Origin of the sequence: Bartonella sp. P0282 (genome assembly GCF_048452985.1) — a bacterium.
In the GTDB taxonomy this organism is placed as follows: Bacteria; Pseudomonadota; Alphaproteobacteria; order Rhizobiales; family Rhizobiaceae; genus Bartonella; species Bartonella choladocola.
In genome coordinates, this window is record NZ_WTFO01000001.1 from 637,195 (window position 1) to 658,593 (window position 21,399).

Consider the following 21,399-nt stretch of genomic DNA (forward strand, 5'->3'; position numbering starts at 1 on the left):
TCCCGCCTCTTCATCACACGTGTTCTTTACTCCGATTCTTTTTACAATCCGGCTTGATACCGGTTGATGATCTGTTTTTATTATCACTATTCGAGAACCACAAACGCCATATTTATCACGCTCCCATTATTCAAAGTGCAAGTGTTTTATATTCCTGTAAGCGAATGCATGAAAACGGATTTATCGAGCTTTGAACAGAGCGGATAGGCATTTAGCCGAATGTTGTTTAATGAAAAACAAAAGCCGCTGTGCTTCCACACAACGAGCTTTTTGAAACGTCTTTTGTTTCTTGTCTTCTCTACCGGTTTTAAAAGTCGGTAACCGAAGGAAACACAAATCAGAATGGCAGTTTGAAGCCGGGAGGTATTGGTAGACCGGCGGTAATTTCCTTGGTTTTTTCAGCCATTGTGTTTTCAATTTTCGCTTTGGCTTCATTATGGGCGGCCATAATCAGGTCTTCGAGAATTTCAACTTCATCGGGTTTTACCAGTGAAGGATCAATCTTGATTGCAGAAATGGTTCCCTGACCGGTCAAAGTCACACTGACCAGACCACCGCCAGATGTTCCCGTTTCCTGAATATTTGCCATTTCATCCTGCATGGCTTGCATTTTTGCCTGCATTTCTTTGGCTTTTTTCATCATGCCCATCATGTCACGCATGGGGTTTATTCTCCTTGATCGTTTTCGTCGTCTTCATCAGTCATATCGTCATTATTGGTCAAATCAAGACCATCGTCGGATCGGTTGACACGCACATCGACAATTTTTGAACCGGGAAAATATCTCAAAATTTTGGCAATATCGGGATCGGCTTCGGCATCGGATAAAAGTGCCTGATGGGCTTTTTCATCCTCTTCACGCAAAGTCAATCCGCCGCCCTCGTTGACGACTGTCACAGTCCAGCGTTCGCCTGTCCATTCTCTAAGCATTTTTGCCATGTCATGGGCAAAAAAGCGAGGCATACCTTCAGCTGGTTCAAATTCGATACGGCCTTGGCGGAACGAAACGGGACGCACAAATTCCTTGACCAGAAGTTTGAATTGCATGTCATTATGCTTGTCGGCAAGATCGACAACATCCTGCAAGGAATGAAGAATAATCCTGTTTACTGCCGGTTCGCTGTTCTCTTCCGCTGTTTCGTTATTTCTTTCGAGGGGTTGAGAAACCTGCTCGTCCTGCTCCAATGCGGCCGAAGACGTGCTCACCAATTGCATGGTTGGTGCTTTTTGCGGGGAAGGGCTTTGCAAATTCTTCTGTTCCGCCACGGCGTTATTGCGAGAGCTATTATCAATCTCTGCACGGGCAGTTTCATGAGTTCCCGTTGAATAAGCATTGTCACTGCCGGTCGAATTATCCGCCAACACATTTTTTGTTGCGGATTTTTCTTCCATGATATTTTTTCCGGAATTGGCACTGCTTTTTCCGGAATTGCCGCTCACACGATGCGAATCAGCTGAGCCTTGTGCCCCATCGGAACTTGGTGGAAGTTTGATAGCAGGCTTTCCCTCGCCAAGGGCTTTCAGCGCCTCGTCAAGCGTTGGCAAGTCGGCCGCATGGGTGAGCCGGATCAAAAGCATTTCGGCAGCATCAATCGGACTTGCAGCCGAATCAACCTCCTGAGTACCTTTAAGAAGCATTTGCCAGGTACTTGAGAGAACGCGCACGGACAGTTTTTTGGAAAAATCAAGCCCGCGTTCGCGTTCTTCTTCAATGAGCGAAATATCATCGGCAATTTCGGGCGTAAAACGCAGTCTGGTCACCAGATGGTTGAAATCGGCAAGCTCGTTCAAAATGACAAGCGGGTCGGCTCCACCGTCATATTGATCGCGAAATTCTTTTAAAGCGCCGGCAACATCGCCTTTCATAATCATTTCAAAAAGGTCGATAATGCGCGTGCGGTCGGCAAGCCCCAACATGGTACGCACAGAATCAGCATCGACTTTGCCGCCACCATGGGCAATCGCCTGATCGAGTATTGAAAGCGCATCGCGAACAGAACCTTCTCCGGCACGGGCAATCAAAGCAAGAGCACTGTCTTCGGCCTCGATTTTTTCAAGATCGGAGATTTTTCTCAAATGAGCTGCCAGCACATTTGAATCGACGCGCCGCAAATTATAGCGTTGGCAACGCGACAAGACAGTTACCGGAACTTTGCGGATTTCTGTTGTGGCAAAAATGAATTTTACATGCGGCGGCGGTTCTTCCAATGTTTTTAACAGGCCATTGAAGGCCTGCGTCGAAAGCATATGGACTTCGTCGATAATGTAGACTTTGAAACGGGCTGCAACCGGACGATAGCGCACCTGTTCAATAATTTCTCTTATATCATCAATACCGGTATGGGATGCCGCATCCATTTCGATCACGTCGACGTGCCGGCCTTCCATAATGGCCTTACAATGTTCGCCGAGTTTGTCCATATGGATTGTCGGTTTATCGATTGTGTCTGTCTTGTAATTGAGTGCACGCGCAAGGATGCGGGCTGTCGTGGTTTTTCCTACGCCACGAACGCCAGTCAACATCCATGCTTGCGGTATCCGTCCACTATCGAATGCGTTTGTAAGTGTGCGCACCATCGGCTCCTGACCGATAAGGTCGGAAAAATTTTGCGGCCGATATTTTCGGGCGAGAACGCGATAACCTGTCTCTGCCTCAGTGCTTTCCATGTGTTCTTCCAGTTTCCGAAATGTGATTTTCCTGAATGTGGACTTTGACGGCGTCTGCGTCAACCAATTGTGTTAAATATAGGATTTCAGGTGGGGATTTTCGACAGTTTAGGGAATTTTTCAAAACGCCATTGCCCGAATTTTCCGATAAACAAGACGTGACCTGAATAAGATGTGATTGGTATAATGGGTGGGAGGCTGGCACTGTGACCCGTGCCGAAGCTCGTTAGGGCTGCTTCCTTCCGGACCTGACCCGGTTGGCGAGTGGCTCGTCCACCACCAACCTCCCGGCGTTCATATCGCTAATTTGAAACAAAAAAGCAAGTCGTGAAACGAAAAACATGGAGATAAATACGTTGCAACAGCCATTTAAACTTGATCCACGTTTGGAAAAAGACAGTTTTTTCATTGTCGGGCTTGCCTTATCCGATGTCCGGCTCATGAATGATTCCCGTTGGCCGTGGCTTATTGTCGTCCCCCGCATTGCCGGAGCGGAAGAAATACATCATCTTTCCGTTGACGATGAACAGGTTCTTATTGCCGAAATGAACGAGGTTGCTGTAGCACTTGAAGCCATCACCGGATGCGATAAAGTCAACACAGCCGCTATCGGCAATATCGTACGACAACTCCATGTGCACATTATTGCCCGTAACGAAGGCGATATAAATTGGCCGAAAACGGTCTGGGGATATGGAGAACCCGTTCCCTATAGCGATGAAGCCGCTCGCAAGCTTATTCGTAAGCTGCAACTGAGGCTCGATTGAATTAAGGCTGGATTGAATATGACATCTTCTGCAATTGCATTTATCGGAAACCCTATCAACCGGCAGCTTGAAAAGCGTACGGATACTATTGTTGCCGAGCAGAAAAACCATCATGCGCATTTTATTGTGCTCAACGGTTTTTCAATCGTCTATCGGAATGTTAAAGGGATGGCCGATCTCTATCTTGATGAAAAATCGTTAGAGCTGTTCAAGCCGCAATGGGAAGAAGCCTGCCTGCTTGGTTGGGAAGATGAAAATCCGGTTATTGCTTTGCCGGTTGAAGAATTTGCCGGTCAACCCCCTTCACCATTCAATCAGGTGGGGTTGAGGGAAGCTTATAGCCGCGCACTTTTCAGCCAGACGCAATCGGGCGTTCTCGCACAAGCCTATTCATTGCTCATGTGGCACAAAAATAACCGCTTTTGTTCGCGTTGCGGCAAGCCCAGCCGGATTGCGGCAGGCGGTGCAAAGCGCATCTGCACGGCTTGCGGAACCGAGCATTTTCCGCGAACAGATCCGGTTGCCATCATGCTTGTCCATTTTCGGGACAAGTGCCTTCTTGCCCGCACACCGAGCTTTGAAAAGGGGCGTTATTCCTGCCTTGCCGGTTTTGTCGAACAGGGGGAGACACTGGAAATGGCGGTGCGTCGGGAAACACGCGAGGAAATGGGAATACCGGTGGGCAAGGTGGTCTATATTGCGTCCCAACCTTGGCCGTTTCCGCATTCTTTGATGCTCGGTTGTCATGCCGAAGCGCTCGACGACAAGATTACCATCGGCTATGACGAGATGGAAGACGGGCGCTGGTTTACCCGTCAGGAAGTAGCACTCATGATGGCCGGTCGCCATGAACAAGGCCTGCATTTGCCACCCCGCGCAGCAATTGCCAATTTTTTGATAAGGGAATGGCTGGAAAAGAAGTTTATCGACTAGGATATGGCTTTTGGTGGCGGTGGTTTTTGTGAGTTTTGAAAATCGCCGCTATCCAGATTAAGGGAATGGCCTCAAAATTATCCGCTTGTGGTATTTCGTGTTGAACAGCTTGTCTCATCCGTTCTGAACCCATTGCTTCGACCGGACGGAAAATACAAAAGCCACTTTTGTTGATCTCAAGCCTTGAGAGCGGCCATTCTCTAACCTTCATCCATTATGGCCGAAAATTCTCACCCGATTGTCGTCAACCCTCAAATATTATCACTTGCCATAAGCAGGATAAAAGTCCGGCTGAAAATTCATGCTCGAAACGCACAAATAACAATCGGCAAATTTCTGTCGATTTCTGTGATTTAAGAGCACCGTCCGGCTAAGCCGGTGAACCTCACCCATAAATTTTCGTGTCGCGGACAGGACTTGCCGGATAGACACCGACTATTCTGACCTTGGTCGAGAAGAAGCCCAATTCTTCCAAAGCAAGGCGCACCATCGGCTGATCGGGGTGGCCTTCAATATCGGCAAAAAATTGTGTCGCATTGAATGTGCCGCCAACCTGATAGCTTTCAAGCTTGGTCATGTTGACGCCATTGGTCGCAAAACCTCCCATGGCTTTATAAAGTGCTGCCGGAACGTTGCGCACACGGAAAAGAAAACTGGTCACGACCTTTTCGCCGTTTTCGGGTTTTGGTGCGCGTTTCTCTTCCCGTGAGAGGATAACAAAACGCGTTACATTATTTTCCGAGTCTTCGACATTTTCTTCAATGATATCCAAACCGTAAAGTTTGGCGGCAAGTTTTGGTGCAAGGGCTGCCTGCGTGCGGTCACCTGCCTGTTTGATGAATTTTGCAGCACCTGCCGTGTCGGATGAAACGACAGCCTGCCAATGATTGTCGCGGATAATCTTGCGGCATTGTCCCAGTGCATGGATGTGGCTATGGATAGATTTTATCTCTTCACGTTTGACACCCGGCAGTACCATCAATTCAAAATGGATTGGTAAAAAATATTCGCCGATGATGAAGAGTTTTGTTTGCGGCAACAAATGGTGAATATCGGCAACACGACCGGCAAGCGTGTTTTCAATCGGAATCATGCCAAGATCGGCTTCTCCGCTCTCGACCGCATGCAAAGCATCTTCAAACGTCGTACAGGGCAAAGGCTCCATTTCGGGAAACATATTGCGACATGCTGTGTCGGAATTGGCGCCGTAATCACCTTGGAACGCTATTTTATTGGTTTTTGTCATTTCCCCGCCCCGATCATTTCTCTTGCGTGTTCGAGATCTTCAATTGTATCAACCCCTAAAGGCACAGTTTCGATAATTTCCGCATCAATACGCATGCCTGCTTCAAGTGCACGCAATTGTTCAAGGCTTTCCCGCTTTTCAAGATAGGAAGGTTGTAACGAGACAAAACGTTGAAGTGCTTTACGTTTATAGGCATAAAGGCCGATATGGTGGTAAAGCGGCCCCTTGCCATAGGGTGCTGTAGCGCGGGTAAAATAAAGGGCGCGCAATCTGGTTTTTCCGATCGGCGAACCAACGATCTTCACCACATTCGGATTGAACTTTTCCTCTTCAACCGAAATTTCGGCCCCCAAAGTGGCAATATCCGTTTCAGGGTTTTCAAGTGGCTCCAATGCCGCGGCAATTTCATGCGGCGCAATTGTTGGCAAATCACCTTGCACATTGACAATGACATCAAAACGGTTATCCGGATCAAGAAGCGTTAACGCTTCATAGATACGGTCGGAACCCGATTGGTGGTCGGGACGTGTCATGACAGCTTCCATTCCATGCGCCTTGACAGCATTGGCAACGTCTTCATGGTCGGTTGCAACAACCACCCTGCCGAGATTTGCCTGATTGGCGCGTTCGGCAACATGAACAATCATCGGCTTTCCGGCAATATCGGCCAGAGGCTTTCCGGGAAGTCGTGTTGAAGACATGCGGGCAGGAATAAGTATAAGAGTAGAAAAAGCCATCATCATCGTCCTGAAGATTATTATCCCAGTTTATTCTATCCGATTTATAGATGTTGCGTTGATGACGCAAAAGACTTAAATTTTCAACATCTATAAAATTTAAGCGACCGAATTTTTTATGAAGGTATCCACTGTCAACGACCTTATTGCCGCCTGTCTTCTCTGGGCTGTTTTTCTTTTTCTTATCGTTTATGGCAGTGACCTTGTTTATGACCACCAGCAACCGGCAAAAATTGTTTATTCAATCAACGGTGAAGAAGCACCGGTTACCGAAAAGGCAGAGCCGAAACAACAAATATCACTCATTGAAAGGCTTCAACAGGCGGATATTGAAAATGGCCGCAAAATATTCGGCCAATGCGGTTTATGTCACACGCCTGCAAAAAATGGCCCTGCACGTGTCGGCCCACCTTTATATGGAATAGTGGGAAGGCCATTTGCTTCCGTTTCCGAATACACCTATTCGCGCGCCATGCGGGCAGAAAATGGCAAGACATGGGACTTTGCAACGCTTGACGCCTATCTTGCTTCCCCGCGTAAATATATTCCCGGAACGGCCATGGCTTTTAACGGTGTGAAAGACGAGAAAGACAGAGCCGATCTTATTCTTTATTTGCGTAGTCTTTCCGATGAGCCGGTTGAATTGCCACATTTAACCCCTTAAGAATAACAATCAATAAAATCTGTTTTCTATTGGCTATATTGAAATCGATTGGGGATTTGATGAAACTCGGATTGGCTTTTTGTCTCTTTTTCGCCCTTAACAGTATAGCTATCGCCGATCCCGAGTGGCGCACGAGCCTGTCTCTCGGAGTTGAACCCAAATATGGCGCCAATTTTACCCATTATGATTATGTCAATGTGAATGCGCCCAAAGGCGGCACTTTTAACGATAGTCGCACCGGCACATTCAACAGTTTCAACCCCTATATTGTTACAGGTACACCTGCAGCGGGTTTTTCTTCCCGCGGTGGCGGGGAACAATATGATACACTGATGGCACCTTCGACCGAAGAAACGTCGGTCAACTATCCCCTTATAGCCGAGGCTGCACAATATCCGGACGATTTTTCGTGGGTAAAATTCCGCTTGAACAAAAAAGCCCGATGGCATGACGGTCGCCCCATTACCGCCGAGGATGTGGTGTGGAGCTTCAATGTTTTGAAAAGCAATTCGCCATTTTTCAACAATTATTATCATTCAGTCAAAAAAGCCGAAAAAACCGGTGAAAATGAAGTTACCTTTGTGTTTGAAGAAAAAGGCAATCGCGAACTCCCTTATGTGATGGGGCAAATGCCGGTTCTGCCTCAACATTGGTGGGAGGGGACCGATGAAACGGGTAAAAAAAGGGATATTACCGCACCAACTCTCGAAATACCTTTGGGGTCAGGGCCTTACGAGGTTGAAAGTTTTATAGCCGGAAAATCGATCACGTGGAAAAGGGTTAAAAACTATTGGGCAGCCGATCTTCCTGTCAATCGTGGGCGGTTCAATTTCGATAAAGAGCATTATAGCTATTTTCTTGATCCGAACGCTGCATGGGAAGCTTTCAAAAAAGGTAATCTCGTCGACTGGAATTTGGAAAACCGTATCCAGCGCTGGAACCAGAGCTATGATTTTCCTGCAGTCAAAAACGGGCAAGTTATCAGGCGCAGTTTCGCCTTTCATGGCTCGGGACGTATGCAAGGATTCTTTATCAATACGCGCCGCCCGCAATTTGCCGACCGGCGCGTGCGTCAGGCACTCAACCTCGCTTTTGATTTCGAGTCTCTCAATAAATCGTTGTTTTTTAATGATTATCATCGGATCTCAAGCTATTTTGACGGGCTTGATCTGGCGGCAAAAGGTTTGCCGCAGGGAAAGGAACTTGAAATTCTTGAAACGGCCAAAGATGAAGTGCCGGCCGAAGTCTTTACCACACCCTTTTCCAACCCCGTTTATGACAAGCCCGATTCATCAAGGCGCTATCTGACAGAAGCCATGCGTTTGTTGAACGAAGCCGGTTGGCATCTGGAGCAGAACCGGCTTGTCAATAAAAATGGTGAAGTTTTCACATTGGAAGTGATGCTGAGTGACATGGCATTCGAGCGTGCAACAGCACCTTTTATAGCCAATCTTCAACGTTTGGGAATCGATGCATCCATGCGCGTTGTCGACGCATCACAATATCAAAATCGCGAAGCGAATTTCGATTTCGATCTTGTCATCAAGGTTATCGGCCAAAGCGATTCACCCGGCAATGAACAATTGGAATATTGGGGCTCGAAAGCGGCTGACCGGCAGGGAAGCTATAATGTTGCGGGCATTAAAAATCCGGCTGTCGATAAACTCATCGAACGTGTCATCTATGCAAAAGATCGTGAGGAACTCGTTGCTGCAACGCGTGCTCTCGACCGGGTTTTGTTGTGGAATTATTACGTTATCCCGCAATGGTATGCCGAACATCTCAATATTGCCTATTGGGACAAATTCGGCATTCCCGAACCGCAACCGGAAGCAAGCGGCGTTGATATTCCCTCATGGTGGGTGAAAAAAGACAAAAACTAGAACTGCGGTGTACTAGAATTACCAAGAACCGGAATTGCTGAAAAATCAGCCGTTTGTCATTTGTTTACCATAAATGTTCCAGAATAGGGGTTCAATTGAACGCACCGGTTTGATTCGCATGTTGCGGGCGTGATAAAACCCATACCGGAAAAAGGATGAAAGAGAGATATGGCGGCCTATATAGCGCGGCGTTTGCTGCTGATTATACCGACATTGATCGGCATTTTAACGGTGACATTTGTCATTGTGCAATTTACTCCCGGTGGTCCTATCGAGAATATTATTGCACAATTGCAAGGGACCGGTGGCGATGCCATGGGGCGGGTTGCCGGCGGTGGTGGCGATCTGGGGCTTTCATCGGAGGTAACGTTTCAGGGTAGCGACGCGAGTGCAAAATATCGTGGTGCACGCGGCCTTGATCCGGAATTTATAGCAAAACTCGAAAAGCAGTTCGGTTTTGATAAACCGCCGCTTGAACGTTATTTCACGATGTTGTGGAATTATATCCGTTTCGATTTCGGGGATTCCTATACGCAAGGGCGTTCTGTCGTAGATCTTATCAAAGGTGCTTTGCCGGTTTCGATTTCTTTAGGGCTATGGCAATTGTTGATTTCTTACGCAATTTCCATTCCTCTCGGTATCCGCAAGGCCGTCAAGGACGGCTCCACATTCGATATATGGACAAGTGCTGTTATCATTATCGGCTATGCAATACCGAGTTTCCTGTTCGGTATTCTGTTAATGGTGCTTTTTGCCGGAGGGTCATTCTTCGACTGGTTTCCATTGAGCCATTTGACATCGGAAAATTTTGATGAATTGTCGCTCGGCGGCAAAATTCTGGATTATTTCCACCATCTTGCTTTGCCACTCACAGCCATGGTTATTTCGGCTTTCGCCACGACAACATTGCTGACCAAAAACTGTTTTCTAGAAGAAATCAGAAAGCAATATGTGGTCACGGCGCGGGCAAAAGGTTTAAGCGAACACGCGGTTCTTTACGGGCATGTCTTCCGCAATGCCATGCTGGTTGTCATTGCAAGTTTTCCGGCAGCTTTCATTGCGTCATTCTTCACCGGATCGCTGCTCATTGAAATGCTATATTCGTTAAACGGAATGGGGCTTTTAAGCTATACATCCATTGTCAATCGTGATTATCCGGTCGTGTTCGGTTCGCTCTATATTTTCTCGTTGATCGGTCTTGTTGTCAGCCTTATTTCCGATCTTACCTATATGCTTGTCGATCCGCGTATCGATTTCGAGAAGAGGGACGTTTGATGAGCGAGCAACCTTCCGGACAGACAATCGACGTGGCAAAGCCAGCAAAACCCCGCCGCAAAAAAAGGCCGTTTTTGTCGCCGCTTAATGAACGGCGCTGGAGAAACTTCAAGAAAAACCGGCGCGGCTGGTGGTCGTTGTGGATTTTCCTTATTCTTTGCCTGTTTTCTTTTGGCGCCAATTTTATTGCAAATGACCGACCGATTATCGCATCCTATAAAGGCGAACTGCTCTTTCCGGTGCTTTTCGACTATCCCGATTCCAAATTTGGCGGTGTTCTTGCAACGGTCGATTTCCGGGAAGATTATATCAAGAAAGAAATCAACGAACATGGCTGGGCAATATGGCCGCCTGTGCATTATTCCTATGATACAACAGTCGGCAACAAGCCTGTTGCGCTGGCTCCGCCATTCTGGCTCCAAAGTAAAGACGAACGGTGCAAGAATTACGCTCTCGGTGCAAAGGATCCCGAATGCACAATCGGAAACTGGAACTGGCTTGGTACAGATGACCAGACACGTGATGTTTTTGCGCGTGTGCTTTACGGCTTTCGTGTTTCCATATTGTTTACGGTTATCTTGACGGCGGTTTCTTCGATTATCGGCATTGCTGCCGGTGCAGTGCAGGGATATTTCGGCGGTTGGGTCGATCTCATTTTCCAGCGTTTCATCGAAATCTGGTCTTCGGTTCCCGCACTTTATCTCATCATCATTATGGCGGCGGTTCTTGCCCAAGGCTTCTGGGTTCTACTGGGAATTATGTTGCTGTTCCAGTGGGTGGCGCTGGTTGGCGTGGTGCGTGCGGAATTTTTGCGAGCCAGAAATTTTGAATATGTCAATGCAGCAAGGGCGCTGGGTGTACCTAATATCACGATCATGATACGCCATCTTCTTCCCAATGCCATGGTTGCAGCGCTCACCTATTTGCCGTTTTTGTTGACAGCCGGTATCTCGACTTTGACTGCGCTCGACTATCTCGGTTTCGGTTTGCCTCCGGGGTCGGCCTCGCTTGGAGAACTCATGCGGCAGGCGGCGACTAATCTCAACGCTCCGTGGATTGGCATTACCGGCTTTGTTGCTATTGCGGTCATGTTGTCGCTTCTGGCTTTCATCGGTGAAGCCGCCCGTGATGCTTTCGATCCGAGGAAGACATTCCAATGACAGCTTTGCTCAGTGTTCGCGATCTTTCAGTGATGTTTCGTCAGGATGGCAAGGAAACACTTGCCGTCGATCACGTCTCGTTTGACATCAATTCCGGTGAAACACTCGCGCTTGTCGGCGAGTCAGGTTCGGGAAAGTCTGTAACCGCGCTTTCTATTCTGAAGCTTTTATCCTATCCGATGGCAAGCCACCCTTCAGGCGAAATCCTTTTTGACAATAAGGATTTAATGAAGCTTGATGAAAAATCTTTGCAGAAAGTTCGCGGCAAAGACATTGCAATGATTTTTCAGGAACCGATGACTTCGCTCAATCCTCTTCACACGGTCGAGCGGCAGGTAAGCGAGGTGATGAAAGTTCATGAGGGCATGTCGGATAAAGACGCTCGCCAACGCACGATCGAGCTTCTCACTCAAGTGGGAATCCGCGAGCCGGAAAAACGTTTGTCGTCATTTCCCCATCAATTATCCGGCGGCCAGCGCCAACGCGTTATGATTGCAATGGCGCTTGCCAATAATCCGAAACTTCTTATCGCCGACGAGCCGACAACCGCACTTGATGTGACAGTGCAGGCGCAAATTCTCGAACTTCTTGAAAAGCTCAAGCAAGAGCGTTCGATGTCGATGCTCTTTATTACCCATAATCTCGGAATTGTGAGGAAATTTGCCGACCGTGTTTGTGTGATGACCGGCGGAAAAATTGTCGAAACAGGAAAAACCGCCGACATATTCAATCACCCGCAACATGACTATACCAAAAAACTGCTTGCCGCAGAGCCGAAAGGAAATCCGCCGAAAGCCGATAAAAATGCTCCTGTTGTTATGGAAGGGGAAAAGGTCAGAGTCTGGTTTCCGGTTAAAAAAGGTTTTTTCCGCCGCACGGTCGATTATATCAAGGCGGTTAATGATATTGACGTAACCATACGTGAAGGGCAGACATTGGGCGTTGTTGGCGAATCCGGTTCGGGAAAAACCACACTGGGTCTCGCGCTCACCCGTATGATTTCTTCAAAAGGCCATATCCGTTTTAACGGGAAAGATATTGAACATTTTTCCTTCAAACAGATGCGACCTTTGCGCCGTCATATCCAGATTGTTTTTCAGGATCCGTTCGGCTCGCTGTCGCCAAGAATGTCGGTCGGTGAAATTATCGCCGAGGGGCTGCTCATTCACGAGAAAAACCTGAATTACGAAGAACGCGATGAACGTGTTGTCCGTGCGTTAGAAGAAGTCGATCTTGATCCTGAAACGCGCAATCGCTATCCGCACGAGTTTTCCGGTGGTCAACGCCAACGCATCGCGATAGCCCGCGCCATGGTTCTCAATCCGCGTTTTGTGATGCTCGATGAACCGACATCGGCTCTTGATATGAGTGTTCAGGCACAAGTGGTCGATTTGTTGCGCACTCTTCAACAAAAGCACAATCTTGCCTATCTCTTTATCAGCCATGATCTGAAAGTTGTCAAAGCATTGGCCAATGATCTTATTGTCATGAGAAATGGTCAAATGGTTGAACATGGACCGGCAGAAGAAGTGTTTTCATCACCGAAAACCGAATATACCAGAGCTTTGATGAATGCCGCTTTCGATTTAAGCGTCGATAAGAATGACATTGCCGACGCTTGATATTTATCAAGCTTGAATGCATGCGAGCAAAGCAAAAATTCAATTTCTGCTTATAAAAACTGAAGTGCAGTTTAAAAACTGAAGGGCAGTTTTTTGTTGTGCATTTTTAAGTCATTCAGCTATTTGATCGGCCAGTTTTGCGATTGGCCAAGTTTTTTGATTGGTCAAGTTTTTTGGTTAACCAGTTTTTAGGTCGTCCAGCTTTTTGCTTGGAAAAGTTTTTTGGCCGGTCGAGTTTCTGCTTTCACATATTTTGAAATTTCCTTGTATTTTCTTTGAGTGAAATAAAAATTGTGGCAATAAAACATCAGCAGAAACGCCGAGGCGATAGTGCATTACTTGGCTGGAATAGCTTCAGGAAATAACAATTATCAAAACTATTTTTGTTGAACAATTCGCATAAGAGAGGATTTACGGGGTTCAAAACCGGCAATCTTTGGAGGGGTTTTGCAGAAGTTTTGAAAGAGCATCAGAGCCTGTGAGCGAAATAAAGTTTATAGTCTTGAAAAGTTTTTGATCCGCTCAATGTCTTTTAGCTGTGAGATTTTCAGGAGAAAGACATTATGACAAAAGCACATAAAAATGGGCATAAGTCACCCGAACATAAAAACAAACCAGAAAATAGATATGAGCGCCGTCACGAGACCATGCCGGATGGCACTGCCTATAAAACCAATGAAACGCTTCTCGATGCGGGTAATCTTGAAGATTATAATGGCCCATTATCGGATTCCGACAGTCCATTATTGGAAAAGAACATTGCATCCGATGATTTGTCGACCGACAAACAGAAATAGTCCTTTCAGATTAATTGGTCCCGACATTCAAAATCGTTCGACTTTATTAGAAAGACGGGGGCAAAAAATACGTGCTTCGAGAGGCATTGTTTTAAAAGAACAAACCGCGTTTTATTTTTGTGTCGACGTTCTTTTTTTATAGCGGATTGTCTCGAAACGGGCTGATAACCCGTCGTAAAGGAGCAGCCTTCCGACAAGCGGTTCACCGCAACCGGTGATGATTTTTATGGCTTCCATGGCTTCTAACGAACCGATAACACCGGGAAGAGCACCGATCACGCCGGCTTCTGCACATGTCGGTATAACACCTTTGGGTGGCGGGGTCGGAAAGAGATCGCGATAGGAGGGATGTTCTCCGCCAAGATAAGGCATGAGTACCGTTAAAGAGCCGTCAAAACGCCCGATTGCACCGCTGACAAGCGGTTTTTTCAAATTTTCGCAACTATCGGCGAGAAGATAACGGGTGGTAAAATTATCCGAACCATCAATGACAAGATCGAATTTGCCGATAATTTCGGCAGCATTTTCTTCCGTCAGTCTTAAGGGATAAAGGTCGAGTTTGACATGCGGGTTGATCGCTTCGAGCGTTTCGGCAGCACTTTCAGTCTTTTTTTCGCCGATTGCCGAAGTTTTGTGGATAACCTGCCGTTGCAGGTTTGAAAGCGAAACCACATCATCGTCAATAATGCCGAGAGTGCCGACACCGGCGGCCGCAAGATAGGTTAAAACCGGCGCTCCAAGCCCGCCCGCACCGACAACCAGCACTTTCGCAGCTTTAAGTTTCTGTTGACCGGCACCACCGATTTCCGGCAAAAGAATGTGGCGTGCATAGCGCTCTATTTCTTCCTTGTTTAATTTTTCATCTGGTGCTTGCGTCATGTCTTAACCCTTGTCATATTTTATTCCTATCTAGTGACTCATGGTACGATTGACCAGCCCGCTTTGATTACCCGCTTTGATTATATGAGGCAAATCTTATGAAAATAGCTATCCAGATGGATCATATCTCGACCATCCATATTAAGGGAGATACAACATTTGCTCTGGCATTGGAGGCGCAAAGGCGGGGACACGAACTGTTCCATTATACACCCGACCGGCTTTCCATGTTGAATGGAGAGGTGACTGCCCGTATCGAAGCGTTGAAAGTGCGGGATGAGGAAAACAATTATTACGAATTGGGTGAGGCAAAGCGCACACCGCTTCAACAAATGGATGTTGTTTTGCTCAGGCAGGATCCACCATTCGATATGAATTATATTACGACCACGCATATTCTTGAACGGATAATGGATAAGACTTTGGTCGTGAATGATCCGAATTGGGTGCGCAATAGTCCTGAAAAACTCTTTGTTACTGAATTTCCCGATTTGATGCCGGAGACGCTCATCACCCGTGATGTTGAAGAGGTCAATGATTTTCGCTCCGAATTCGGCGATATTATTATCAAACCACTTTATGGAAATGGCGGGGCAGGGGTTTTCCTGTTGAAAAAGGACGACAAGAATCTCGGCTCGCTCCTTGAAATGTTCAACAAACTTTATCCGGAAGCTTTTGTCGTGCAACGTTATCTGAAAGATGTGAGTGCCGGTGACAAGCGCATCATATTGATTGACGGTGTGGCGGTGGGAGCCATCAATCGCGTTGCCGCCTCGACCGATGCCCGTTCCAATATGCATATTGGTGGCAGAGCAGAGAAAACGGAATTAACCCGCCGCGACCTTGAAATTTGCGAACGGATTGGCCCGTCATTGAAAAAACGCGGTCTTCTTCTCGTCGGAATCGATGTCATTGGCGATTATATGACAGAAATCAACGTCACTTCGCCAACCGGTATCCGCGAACTGAAACGTTTTGGTGGTGCCGATGCTGCAAAAATTTTCTGGAATCATGTGGAAAACAAAATAAAAGGTTGAAAAAGCCAATATAAAGATAGTCAAAAATCGCTTTAGACTGTATGAGGTATTCGTCAGAATACTGTAACAAGCATTATGAGAGAAATAACAATCCATTGTTAGTCTTGTTAAAAAAAGCTGCCGGTAGTCCATGGGTGCGTGGATGAGCAGATTGCTTCCAACAGTTGCGGGCCTGATACTGGTTACCGCCTGTTCTTGCAGCACCGCTAATGCGCGCGATTATATTCAAGTGTCCGGCTCATCGACAGTTTTGCCCTATGCCAAAATAGTTGCAGAAACATTCGGTGAAATTTTTACCAATTATCGTACACCTGTTATAGAATCAGGTGGTTCGGGTGCGGGTATCAAAGAATTTTGCCGCGGTATCAGCGAAAATACCATAGATATTGCCAATGCTTCCCGACCGATGAAAAAAACCGAATTGAAAGCCTGTTTTGATGCCGGTGTCACGGAAGTCGAAGAAGTTCGCATCGGCTATGACGGGATTGTTTTTGCAAGCGATATTCACGGGCCAAATCTCGATTTGACGCCTGTCGATATTTATAAGGCATTGGCATCAAAAATCGTTGTTGACGGGAAGCTTGTTGAAAATAAATATAAAAAATGGAGCGAGATTGACCCGAAATTGCCCGATTGGGAGATCAACGCATATATCCCCGGCGAAAAACATGGCACAAGAGAAGTTTTCGAGGAAAAATTGATGACTGAAGGCTGCAAACAAAGTGGCGCGGCCGAAAGCATGAAAACTCTTTCGATGGATGACAAGGCGGTCACCGCCGCTTGTATAAGCATTCGCAAGGATGGAAGGGCTATCGATATTGATGGCGATTATTCGGAAACTCTTGCCCGTGTTATGTCGAATAAAACAGGGATCGGGGTTTTCGGACTGGCATTTTATGAAAATAATGCCGACAAGCTGAAAGTTGCGACCGTTAATGGTGTTACCCCGAATGTTGACACGATTTCGAGCGGAAAGTATCTGGTTTCCCGTCCGCTGTTTTTCTATGTCAAGAAAGCCCATTTGGGGGTCATTCCGGGTATGAGAGACTATGTCGAATTTTTCTTGTCTGACCAGATGATCGGGCCGGATGGTCCGCTTGCAGATTATGGCCTTATTCCCGCGCCTGATAGCGAACGGGAAGCGCAAAGGGCCGCATTCGAGAGTGGAACCGTCATGTCAATTGACAAATGAAGTGAGCAAACGCGGGAAATTCCCGCGTTATTTTTGAAATAAAACCGGAAAATGGAATGTCCATATCACTATTAATCTTGGTTATTTTTGCTCTTGGCATAGCCGGGTTTGTCATTTCGGGAAAGCGTGCCGCTTCAATCGAGAAACAAGGCAAAAAATTGCATTCGCGGCCATATTATTTTGGCTGGTGGACATTTTTGTTGACCGTCGTTCCTGCTTTTCTCGTTCTTATATTGTGGGAATTGGGAAGTGCTGTCTATCTTGAAGAACGTGCTTCGACCGGATTGACCGAAATTATAAAAAGCGGAGAGACGTTAAATCACAGTTTGGCATTAAGCACGGTTGACAGTCTTACCCGTGCTTTTTCGGCCGCCAAAACCGACATTGCAGATCTTGATCTTAATCATCCGGCTTCCCCGCTTACTTATAAGACAATAAGCGATGATATGGCAAAGAAAGGCATCATGCTGCCGAGTGAGGGAGCAGACAGCCTTATTCCGGTTGCCATCGAATGGTATAAAGGGGCGACGAAGTCCCATTTCTATTGTTTGATTGTCACATTGGTTATCGCAATCGTCGGCCTGTTTTGCGGGATCTTCGGCGTGGGCGAGAAAAAACGCGCCCGCAACAAAGTCGAGAAGATGGTGTTTGCCGGTCTCGTTATTGCCTCTATCGTGGCTATTCTTGCAACCATCGGCATTTTCTTTTCAATGCTGTTCCAAACGATCAGTTTTTTCAAAGTTGTGCCGTTATCGAATTTCTTTTTCGGTACTGTTTGGGACCCGCGTTTCAGCGCAAGCGGTTCGGCCGGTGCTGTCGGGCAATTCGGTTTGCTGCCGCTTCTGGCCGGTACACTTTATATCGCATTGGTTTCAATGATTTTTGCGGTTCCTGTCGGGCTTTTTGCGGCAATATACATGTCGGAATATGCGTCCCGCCGTGTGCGTGCAATTATCAAACCGTTATTGGAGGTTCTCGCCGGTATTCCGACAATTGTTTACGGGTTTTTCGCTCTGGTTACTGTCGGGCCGTTTTTACGTGATCTTTCAATTGCCATTGCTGGCGGACAAGGTTTCATTATGTCGCAAAGCATTTTGACTGCCGGTCTTGTCATGGGAATTATGTTGATACCTTTTGTATCCTCGCTTTCCGACGATATTATATCGGCAGTACCGCAGGCTTTGCGTGATGGTTCATACGGGCTTGGAGCCACACAGTCTGAAACCATTAAAAAGGTTGTTCTTCCGGCAGCATTGCCGGGGATTGTGGGTGCAGTGTTGCTGACCGCGTCACGGGCTATCGGCGAGACGATGATTGTGGTTCTTGCAGCCGGTGTTGCTGCAAATCTGACACTTAATCCGTTCGAGGCCATGACGACGATGACAGTAAAAATCGTCAATCAGCTCACCGGCGACCTTGAATTCAATTCGCCGCAGACATTGGTTGCATTTGCCCTCGGTATGACACTCTTTGTACTGACACTTTTGATGAATGTTTTTGCGCTTTATATTGTGCGTAAATATAGGGAACAATATGAATGAGTAACGTTGTTCAAACGCCAAGACGCGACATCGGTTTAAAGCGCCGTTATCGGGCGGAACGGCGTTTCCGCGCCTATGGGCTTTTAGCAATCGGGGTCGGGCTTCTATTTCTCGTTATTCTTTTGTGGTCGATTATCGCTCAAGGTTTGAGTGCCTTTCAGCAGACAACGATGACCTTGCCGGTCTATTTCGATGAACACATTATTGACCCGAAAGGCGAGCGGCTCACAAATCCCAAAGTTCTCATTACCGCAAATTATCCGCTTCTTGTGCGCAATACTCTGGCAGACAAGCTCGGCGTCGACAAGAATAACCATGGCGCAATGCGGGAACTCAACCGTATGATCTCAGGTGGTGTGCGTGTTGAAATACGTAAGCTTCTTGTCGAACATCCCGATTATATCGGCCAAACCCGAACGATTGATGTGTTAGCTGCTGCCGATATAGATTCAGCATTCAAAGGACAAATCGACCTTTCTGTTCCCGAACAAAATCGTAAAGTTACCGATCGCCAGATCAGGTGGATGGAAAAACTCGCTTCCGATGGCACGCTCTATAAAGCTTTCAATAAAGGGCTTTTTACATTCGGTGCTTCGAGCCGTCCCGAAACGTCAGGGCTTGGCGTTGCCATTATCGGTTCGGCTTATATGATGGCAATCGTGTTGATATTGTCTTTGCCAATCGGGGTCGCAACTGCGATTTATCTTGAAGAATTTGCCCGCCGCAGCAAGTTCAATGATATCATAGAGGTCAACATCAATAATCTTGCGGCCGTGCCGTCTATTGTTTTTGGTTTATTGGGGCTTTCCATCTTTATCAATTTCCTGCATCTGCCGCGCGCCTCCTCAATTGTCGGCGGGCTGGTATTAACGCTCATGACGCTGCCAACCATCATTATTGCAACGCGTGCTGCTTTGCGGGCGGTTCCTCCTTCAATCCGCGATGCAGCGTTGGGACTTGGAGCATCAAAAACGCAAACCGTTTTTGGTCATGTTTTGCCGCTTGCTTTGCCTGGAATTCTTACCGGTACAATTCTCGGTCTTGCAAGGGCTTTGGGTGAAACAGCGCCACTTTTATTAATCGGCATGGTTGCCTTTGTTGCAAATTATCCGGCAACCCCGATGGAACCTGCAACAGCCTTGCCGGTACAAATTTACATGTGGGCAAATGAACCGGAACGTGCCTTTAATGAACGCACATTCGGAGCGATCATTATTTTGATGGCGTTTCTCGCTATCATGAATATAGCCGCAGTATTGCTGCGCCGTAAGTTTGAACGGCGCTGGTAGAATAAAAGTTGAACATATTGATTTAGCGAGCCTGTTCTGGCTCAAGACGAAATAGGATTAGGTCGATAATGAAAATCAAGATGCGTGGTCAGGATGTCAAAGTGTTTTATGGCACCAAAGAAGCTTTGCATGGTGTCAGCCTTGATATTCCGGAACATCAGGTTATGGCACTGATTGGCCCGTCCGGTTGCGGGAAGTCAACGTTTCTGCGCTGTCTCAATCGTATGAATGATACAATTGACGGGGCAAAAGTCACCGGCCTTATCACTCTTGACGGGCAGGATATTTATGATCCCGACATCGACGTTGTCGAATTGCGAGCCCGTGTTGGTATGGTCTTTCAAAAGCCCAATCCTTTTCCGAAGTCCATATACGAGAATGTCGCCTATGGGCCGCGTATTCATGGACTTGCCAAATCACGCAAGGAACTCGATACGATTGTTGAACAAAGCCTTGTCAAGGCCGGTTTGTTCGATGAGGTCAAAGACCGTTTGAACGATGCCGGAACCGGTCTTTCAGGTGGCCAACAGCAACGCTTGTGCATTGCACGCGCCATTGCGGTCAGTCCGGAAGTTATCTTGATGGATGAACCCTGTTCCGCACTCGACCCGATTGCGACGGCGCGCATTGAAGAATTGATTGATGATTTGCGCGAGAATTTTACAATTGTTATCGTCACCCATTCAATGCAACAGGCTGCACGCGTTTCGCAATATACGGCGATGTTCCATCTGGGAGATCTCGTTGAAGTGGGCGAAACCGAGATGATGTTCACATCGCCAAAAGAGCAACGTACACAAGATTATATTACCGGTCGTTTCGGTTAAATTCAGGGAGCACGCTTATGCCGATAAATCATACCGTCCGTTCATTCGATGAGGAATTGGGCTACCTTGAAGCAAAAATTGCGAAAATGGGAACTTTCGCCAGCGAGATGATCGAAGAAGCAGTCAATGCTGTCGTGAATAATGATCTGAACTTGGCTAAAAAGGTCATTTCCGATGATATGTTTCTTGATGAAACCGAACGCGAAATCGACGAAAAGTCGGTGGCAATTATTGCAAAACGCCAGCCAATGGCGGTGGATTTGCGTGAAATTATCGGTGCTATGCGCATTGCTGCCGATCTGGAACGCGTTGGCGATATGGGGAAAAACATTGCAAAAAGGGCGGCTGCTATTGTCGAAAGCCGGCAACCGGCGAGCTTGTATCATGGCCTGCAATCATTCGCGACACTAACGCTCAACCAACTCAAGGAAGTGTTGGACGCTTATGCCAGCCGCTCGCTTGAACGGATTGATGCCGTGCGTAACCGGGATGAAGAGATTGACGCTATGTATACGTCGCTGTTTCGCGAGCTTCTCACTTATATGATGGAAGACCCGCGCAATATTACCGCTTGCACGCATTTACTATTTTGCGCCAAAAATATCGAGCGTATCGGCGATCACGCAACCAATATTGCAGAGACATTGCACTATATCATGACCGGCACTTATTTGAGCACGGATCGCCCGCGTGATGATATGACTTATAAAGTCGGAGCAGATGGAAAAGCCTCGAAATAGTGGCAGGCATAACGGGCATTTCGTCATAGAAACGTAGCTTTTTCGCGGTTTCAAAAATATCGATATTCCAAGGTGATGAAATCTTCGCCTTTTGGAAGGTGAATCCGTTTGCCTTATGTAAACACGCCATTTTCCCAGTGGCA

Annotated in this window: 19 protein-coding genes and 1 other RNA gene; 14 read left to right on the forward strand and 6 right to left on the reverse strand. The window is 47.0% G+C overall.

The features are described 5' to 3' along the window. Positions 1–337: 337 nt before the first annotated feature. From GQS64_RS02835 to ffs, 3 genes are all read right to left on the reverse strand, one after another. Complete coding sequence (locus GQS64_RS02835) at positions 338–661, reverse strand: YbaB/EbfC family nucleoid-associated protein (RefSeq protein WP_198230548.1); 324 nt, start codon at positions 659–661, stop codon at positions 338–340. 5 nt (positions 662–666) lie between these two features. Continuing rightward, a complete protein-coding gene (locus GQS64_RS02840) occupies positions 667–2,667 on the reverse strand; it encodes a DNA polymerase III subunit gamma/tau (RefSeq protein WP_198230549.1) in 2,001 nt (666 codons plus the stop codon). 190 nt (positions 2,668–2,857) lie between these two features. Then, an RNA gene (gene ffs / locus GQS64_RS02845) (signal recognition particle sRNA small type) lies at positions 2,858–2,955 on the reverse strand. A gap of 68 nt (positions 2,956–3,023) precedes the next feature. On the opposite strand from ffs, the gene GQS64_RS02850 reads away from it, so the two are divergent. Both GQS64_RS02850 and nudC read left to right on the forward strand, forming a co-directional pair. After that, positions 3,024–3,434 carry an HIT family protein gene (locus GQS64_RS02850; RefSeq protein ID WP_077994405.1) on the forward strand — a complete coding sequence of 137 codons (411 nt, stop codon included), beginning with the start codon at positions 3,024–3,026 and terminating at the stop codon, positions 3,432–3,434. A gap of 18 nt (positions 3,435–3,452) precedes the next feature. After that, entirely contained in the window at positions 3,453–4,367 is a 915-nt protein-coding gene (gene nudC, locus GQS64_RS02855; protein WP_198230550.1) for an NAD(+) diphosphatase, read from the forward strand. A gap of 385 nt (positions 4,368–4,752) precedes the next feature. Here the strand turns inward: nudC and GQS64_RS02860 are convergent, their stop codons facing one another. Continuing rightward, positions 4,753–5,613, reverse strand: a complete 861-nt coding sequence (locus GQS64_RS02860) for a prephenate dehydratase (protein ID WP_198230551.1) — start codon at positions 5,611–5,613, stop codon at positions 4,753–4,755. After that, a complete protein-coding gene (locus tag GQS64_RS02865) occupies positions 5,610–6,350 on the reverse strand; it encodes a 3-deoxy-manno-octulosonate cytidylyltransferase (protein ID WP_198230878.1) in 741 nt (246 codons plus the stop codon). Before GQS64_RS02865 ends, GQS64_RS02860 begins: the two co-directional genes overlap by 4 nt. Before the next feature lie 118 nt (positions 6,351–6,468). Between GQS64_RS02865 and GQS64_RS02870 the strand changes: the two genes are divergently transcribed. The 6 genes from GQS64_RS02870 to GQS64_RS02895 all read left to right on the forward strand — a co-directional run bounded on the left by GQS64_RS02870 (position 6,469) and on the right by GQS64_RS02895 (position 13,751). Next, positions 6,469–7,014 (forward strand): c-type cytochrome, encoded by a 546-nt coding sequence (locus GQS64_RS02870; protein WP_198230552.1) that lies wholly within the window; start codon positions 6,469–6,471, stop codon positions 7,012–7,014. 59 nt (positions 7,015–7,073) lie between these two features. Continuing rightward, on the forward strand, positions 7,074–8,897 hold the full coding sequence (locus tag GQS64_RS02875) for an extracellular solute-binding protein (RefSeq protein ID WP_198230553.1): 1,824 nt from the start codon (positions 7,074–7,076) through the stop codon (positions 8,895–8,897). Positions 8,898–9,065: 168 nt separating this feature from the next. Further along, positions 9,066–10,172 (forward strand): microcin C ABC transporter permease YejB, encoded by a 1,107-nt coding sequence (locus GQS64_RS02880; protein ID WP_075869757.1) that lies wholly within the window; start codon positions 9,066–9,068, stop codon positions 10,170–10,172. Beyond that, positions 10,172–11,332: an ABC transporter permease gene (locus GQS64_RS02885; protein WP_198230554.1), complete on the forward strand. Its 1,161-nt coding sequence runs from the start codon at positions 10,172–10,174 to the stop codon at positions 11,330–11,332. The genes GQS64_RS02880 and GQS64_RS02885 overlap by 1 nt, the downstream gene beginning before the upstream one ends. After that, a complete protein-coding gene (locus tag GQS64_RS02890; RefSeq protein ID WP_077990672.1) occupies positions 11,329–12,954 on the forward strand; it encodes an ABC transporter ATP-binding protein in 1,626 nt (541 codons plus the stop codon). Before GQS64_RS02885 ends, GQS64_RS02890 begins: the two co-directional genes overlap by 4 nt. A 563-nt stretch (positions 12,955–13,517) precedes the next feature. Further along, entirely contained in the window at positions 13,518–13,751 is a 234-nt protein-coding gene (locus GQS64_RS02895) for a hypothetical protein (protein ID WP_198230555.1), read from the forward strand. Between the two features lie 111 nt (positions 13,752–13,862). On the opposite strand, the gene GQS64_RS02900 is transcribed toward GQS64_RS02895, so the two are convergent. Beyond that, positions 13,863–14,630 carry a molybdopterin-synthase adenylyltransferase MoeB gene (locus tag GQS64_RS02900; RefSeq protein WP_198230556.1) on the reverse strand — a complete coding sequence of 256 codons (768 nt, stop codon included), beginning with the start codon at positions 14,628–14,630 and terminating at the stop codon, positions 13,863–13,865. 98 nt (positions 14,631–14,728) lie between these two features. Between GQS64_RS02900 and gshB the strand changes: the two genes are divergently transcribed. From gshB to phoU, 6 genes are all read left to right on the forward strand, one after another. Further along, positions 14,729–15,667: a glutathione synthase gene (gshB, locus tag GQS64_RS02905; RefSeq protein WP_198230557.1), complete on the forward strand. Its 939-nt coding sequence runs from the start codon at positions 14,729–14,731 to the stop codon at positions 15,665–15,667. Positions 15,668–15,809: 142 nt separating this feature from the next. Continuing rightward, complete coding sequence (locus GQS64_RS02910) at positions 15,810–16,859, forward strand: substrate-binding domain-containing protein (protein WP_198230558.1); 1,050 nt, start codon at positions 15,810–15,812, stop codon at positions 16,857–16,859. 56 nt (positions 16,860–16,915) lie between these two features. Beyond that, positions 16,916–18,400 carry a phosphate ABC transporter permease subunit PstC gene (pstC, locus tag GQS64_RS02915; protein WP_077990688.1) on the forward strand — a complete coding sequence of 495 codons (1,485 nt, stop codon included), beginning with the start codon at positions 16,916–16,918 and terminating at the stop codon, positions 18,398–18,400. Continuing rightward, positions 18,397–19,689, forward strand: coding sequence for a phosphate ABC transporter permease PstA (pstA, locus tag GQS64_RS02920; protein ID WP_198230559.1), 1,293 nt, complete (start codon positions 18,397–18,399; stop codon positions 19,687–19,689). Before pstC ends, pstA begins: the two co-directional genes overlap by 4 nt. 68 nt (positions 19,690–19,757) lie before the next feature. Continuing rightward, on the forward strand, positions 19,758–20,516 hold the full coding sequence (gene pstB, locus GQS64_RS02925) for a phosphate ABC transporter ATP-binding protein PstB (protein ID WP_077990690.1): 759 nt from the start codon (positions 19,758–19,760) through the stop codon (positions 20,514–20,516). Positions 20,517–20,533: 17 nt separating this feature from the next. Next, positions 20,534–21,256, forward strand: a complete 723-nt coding sequence (gene phoU / locus GQS64_RS02930) for a phosphate signaling complex protein PhoU (protein ID WP_198230560.1) — start codon at positions 20,534–20,536, stop codon at positions 21,254–21,256. Positions 21,257–21,399 lie beyond the last annotated feature (143 nt).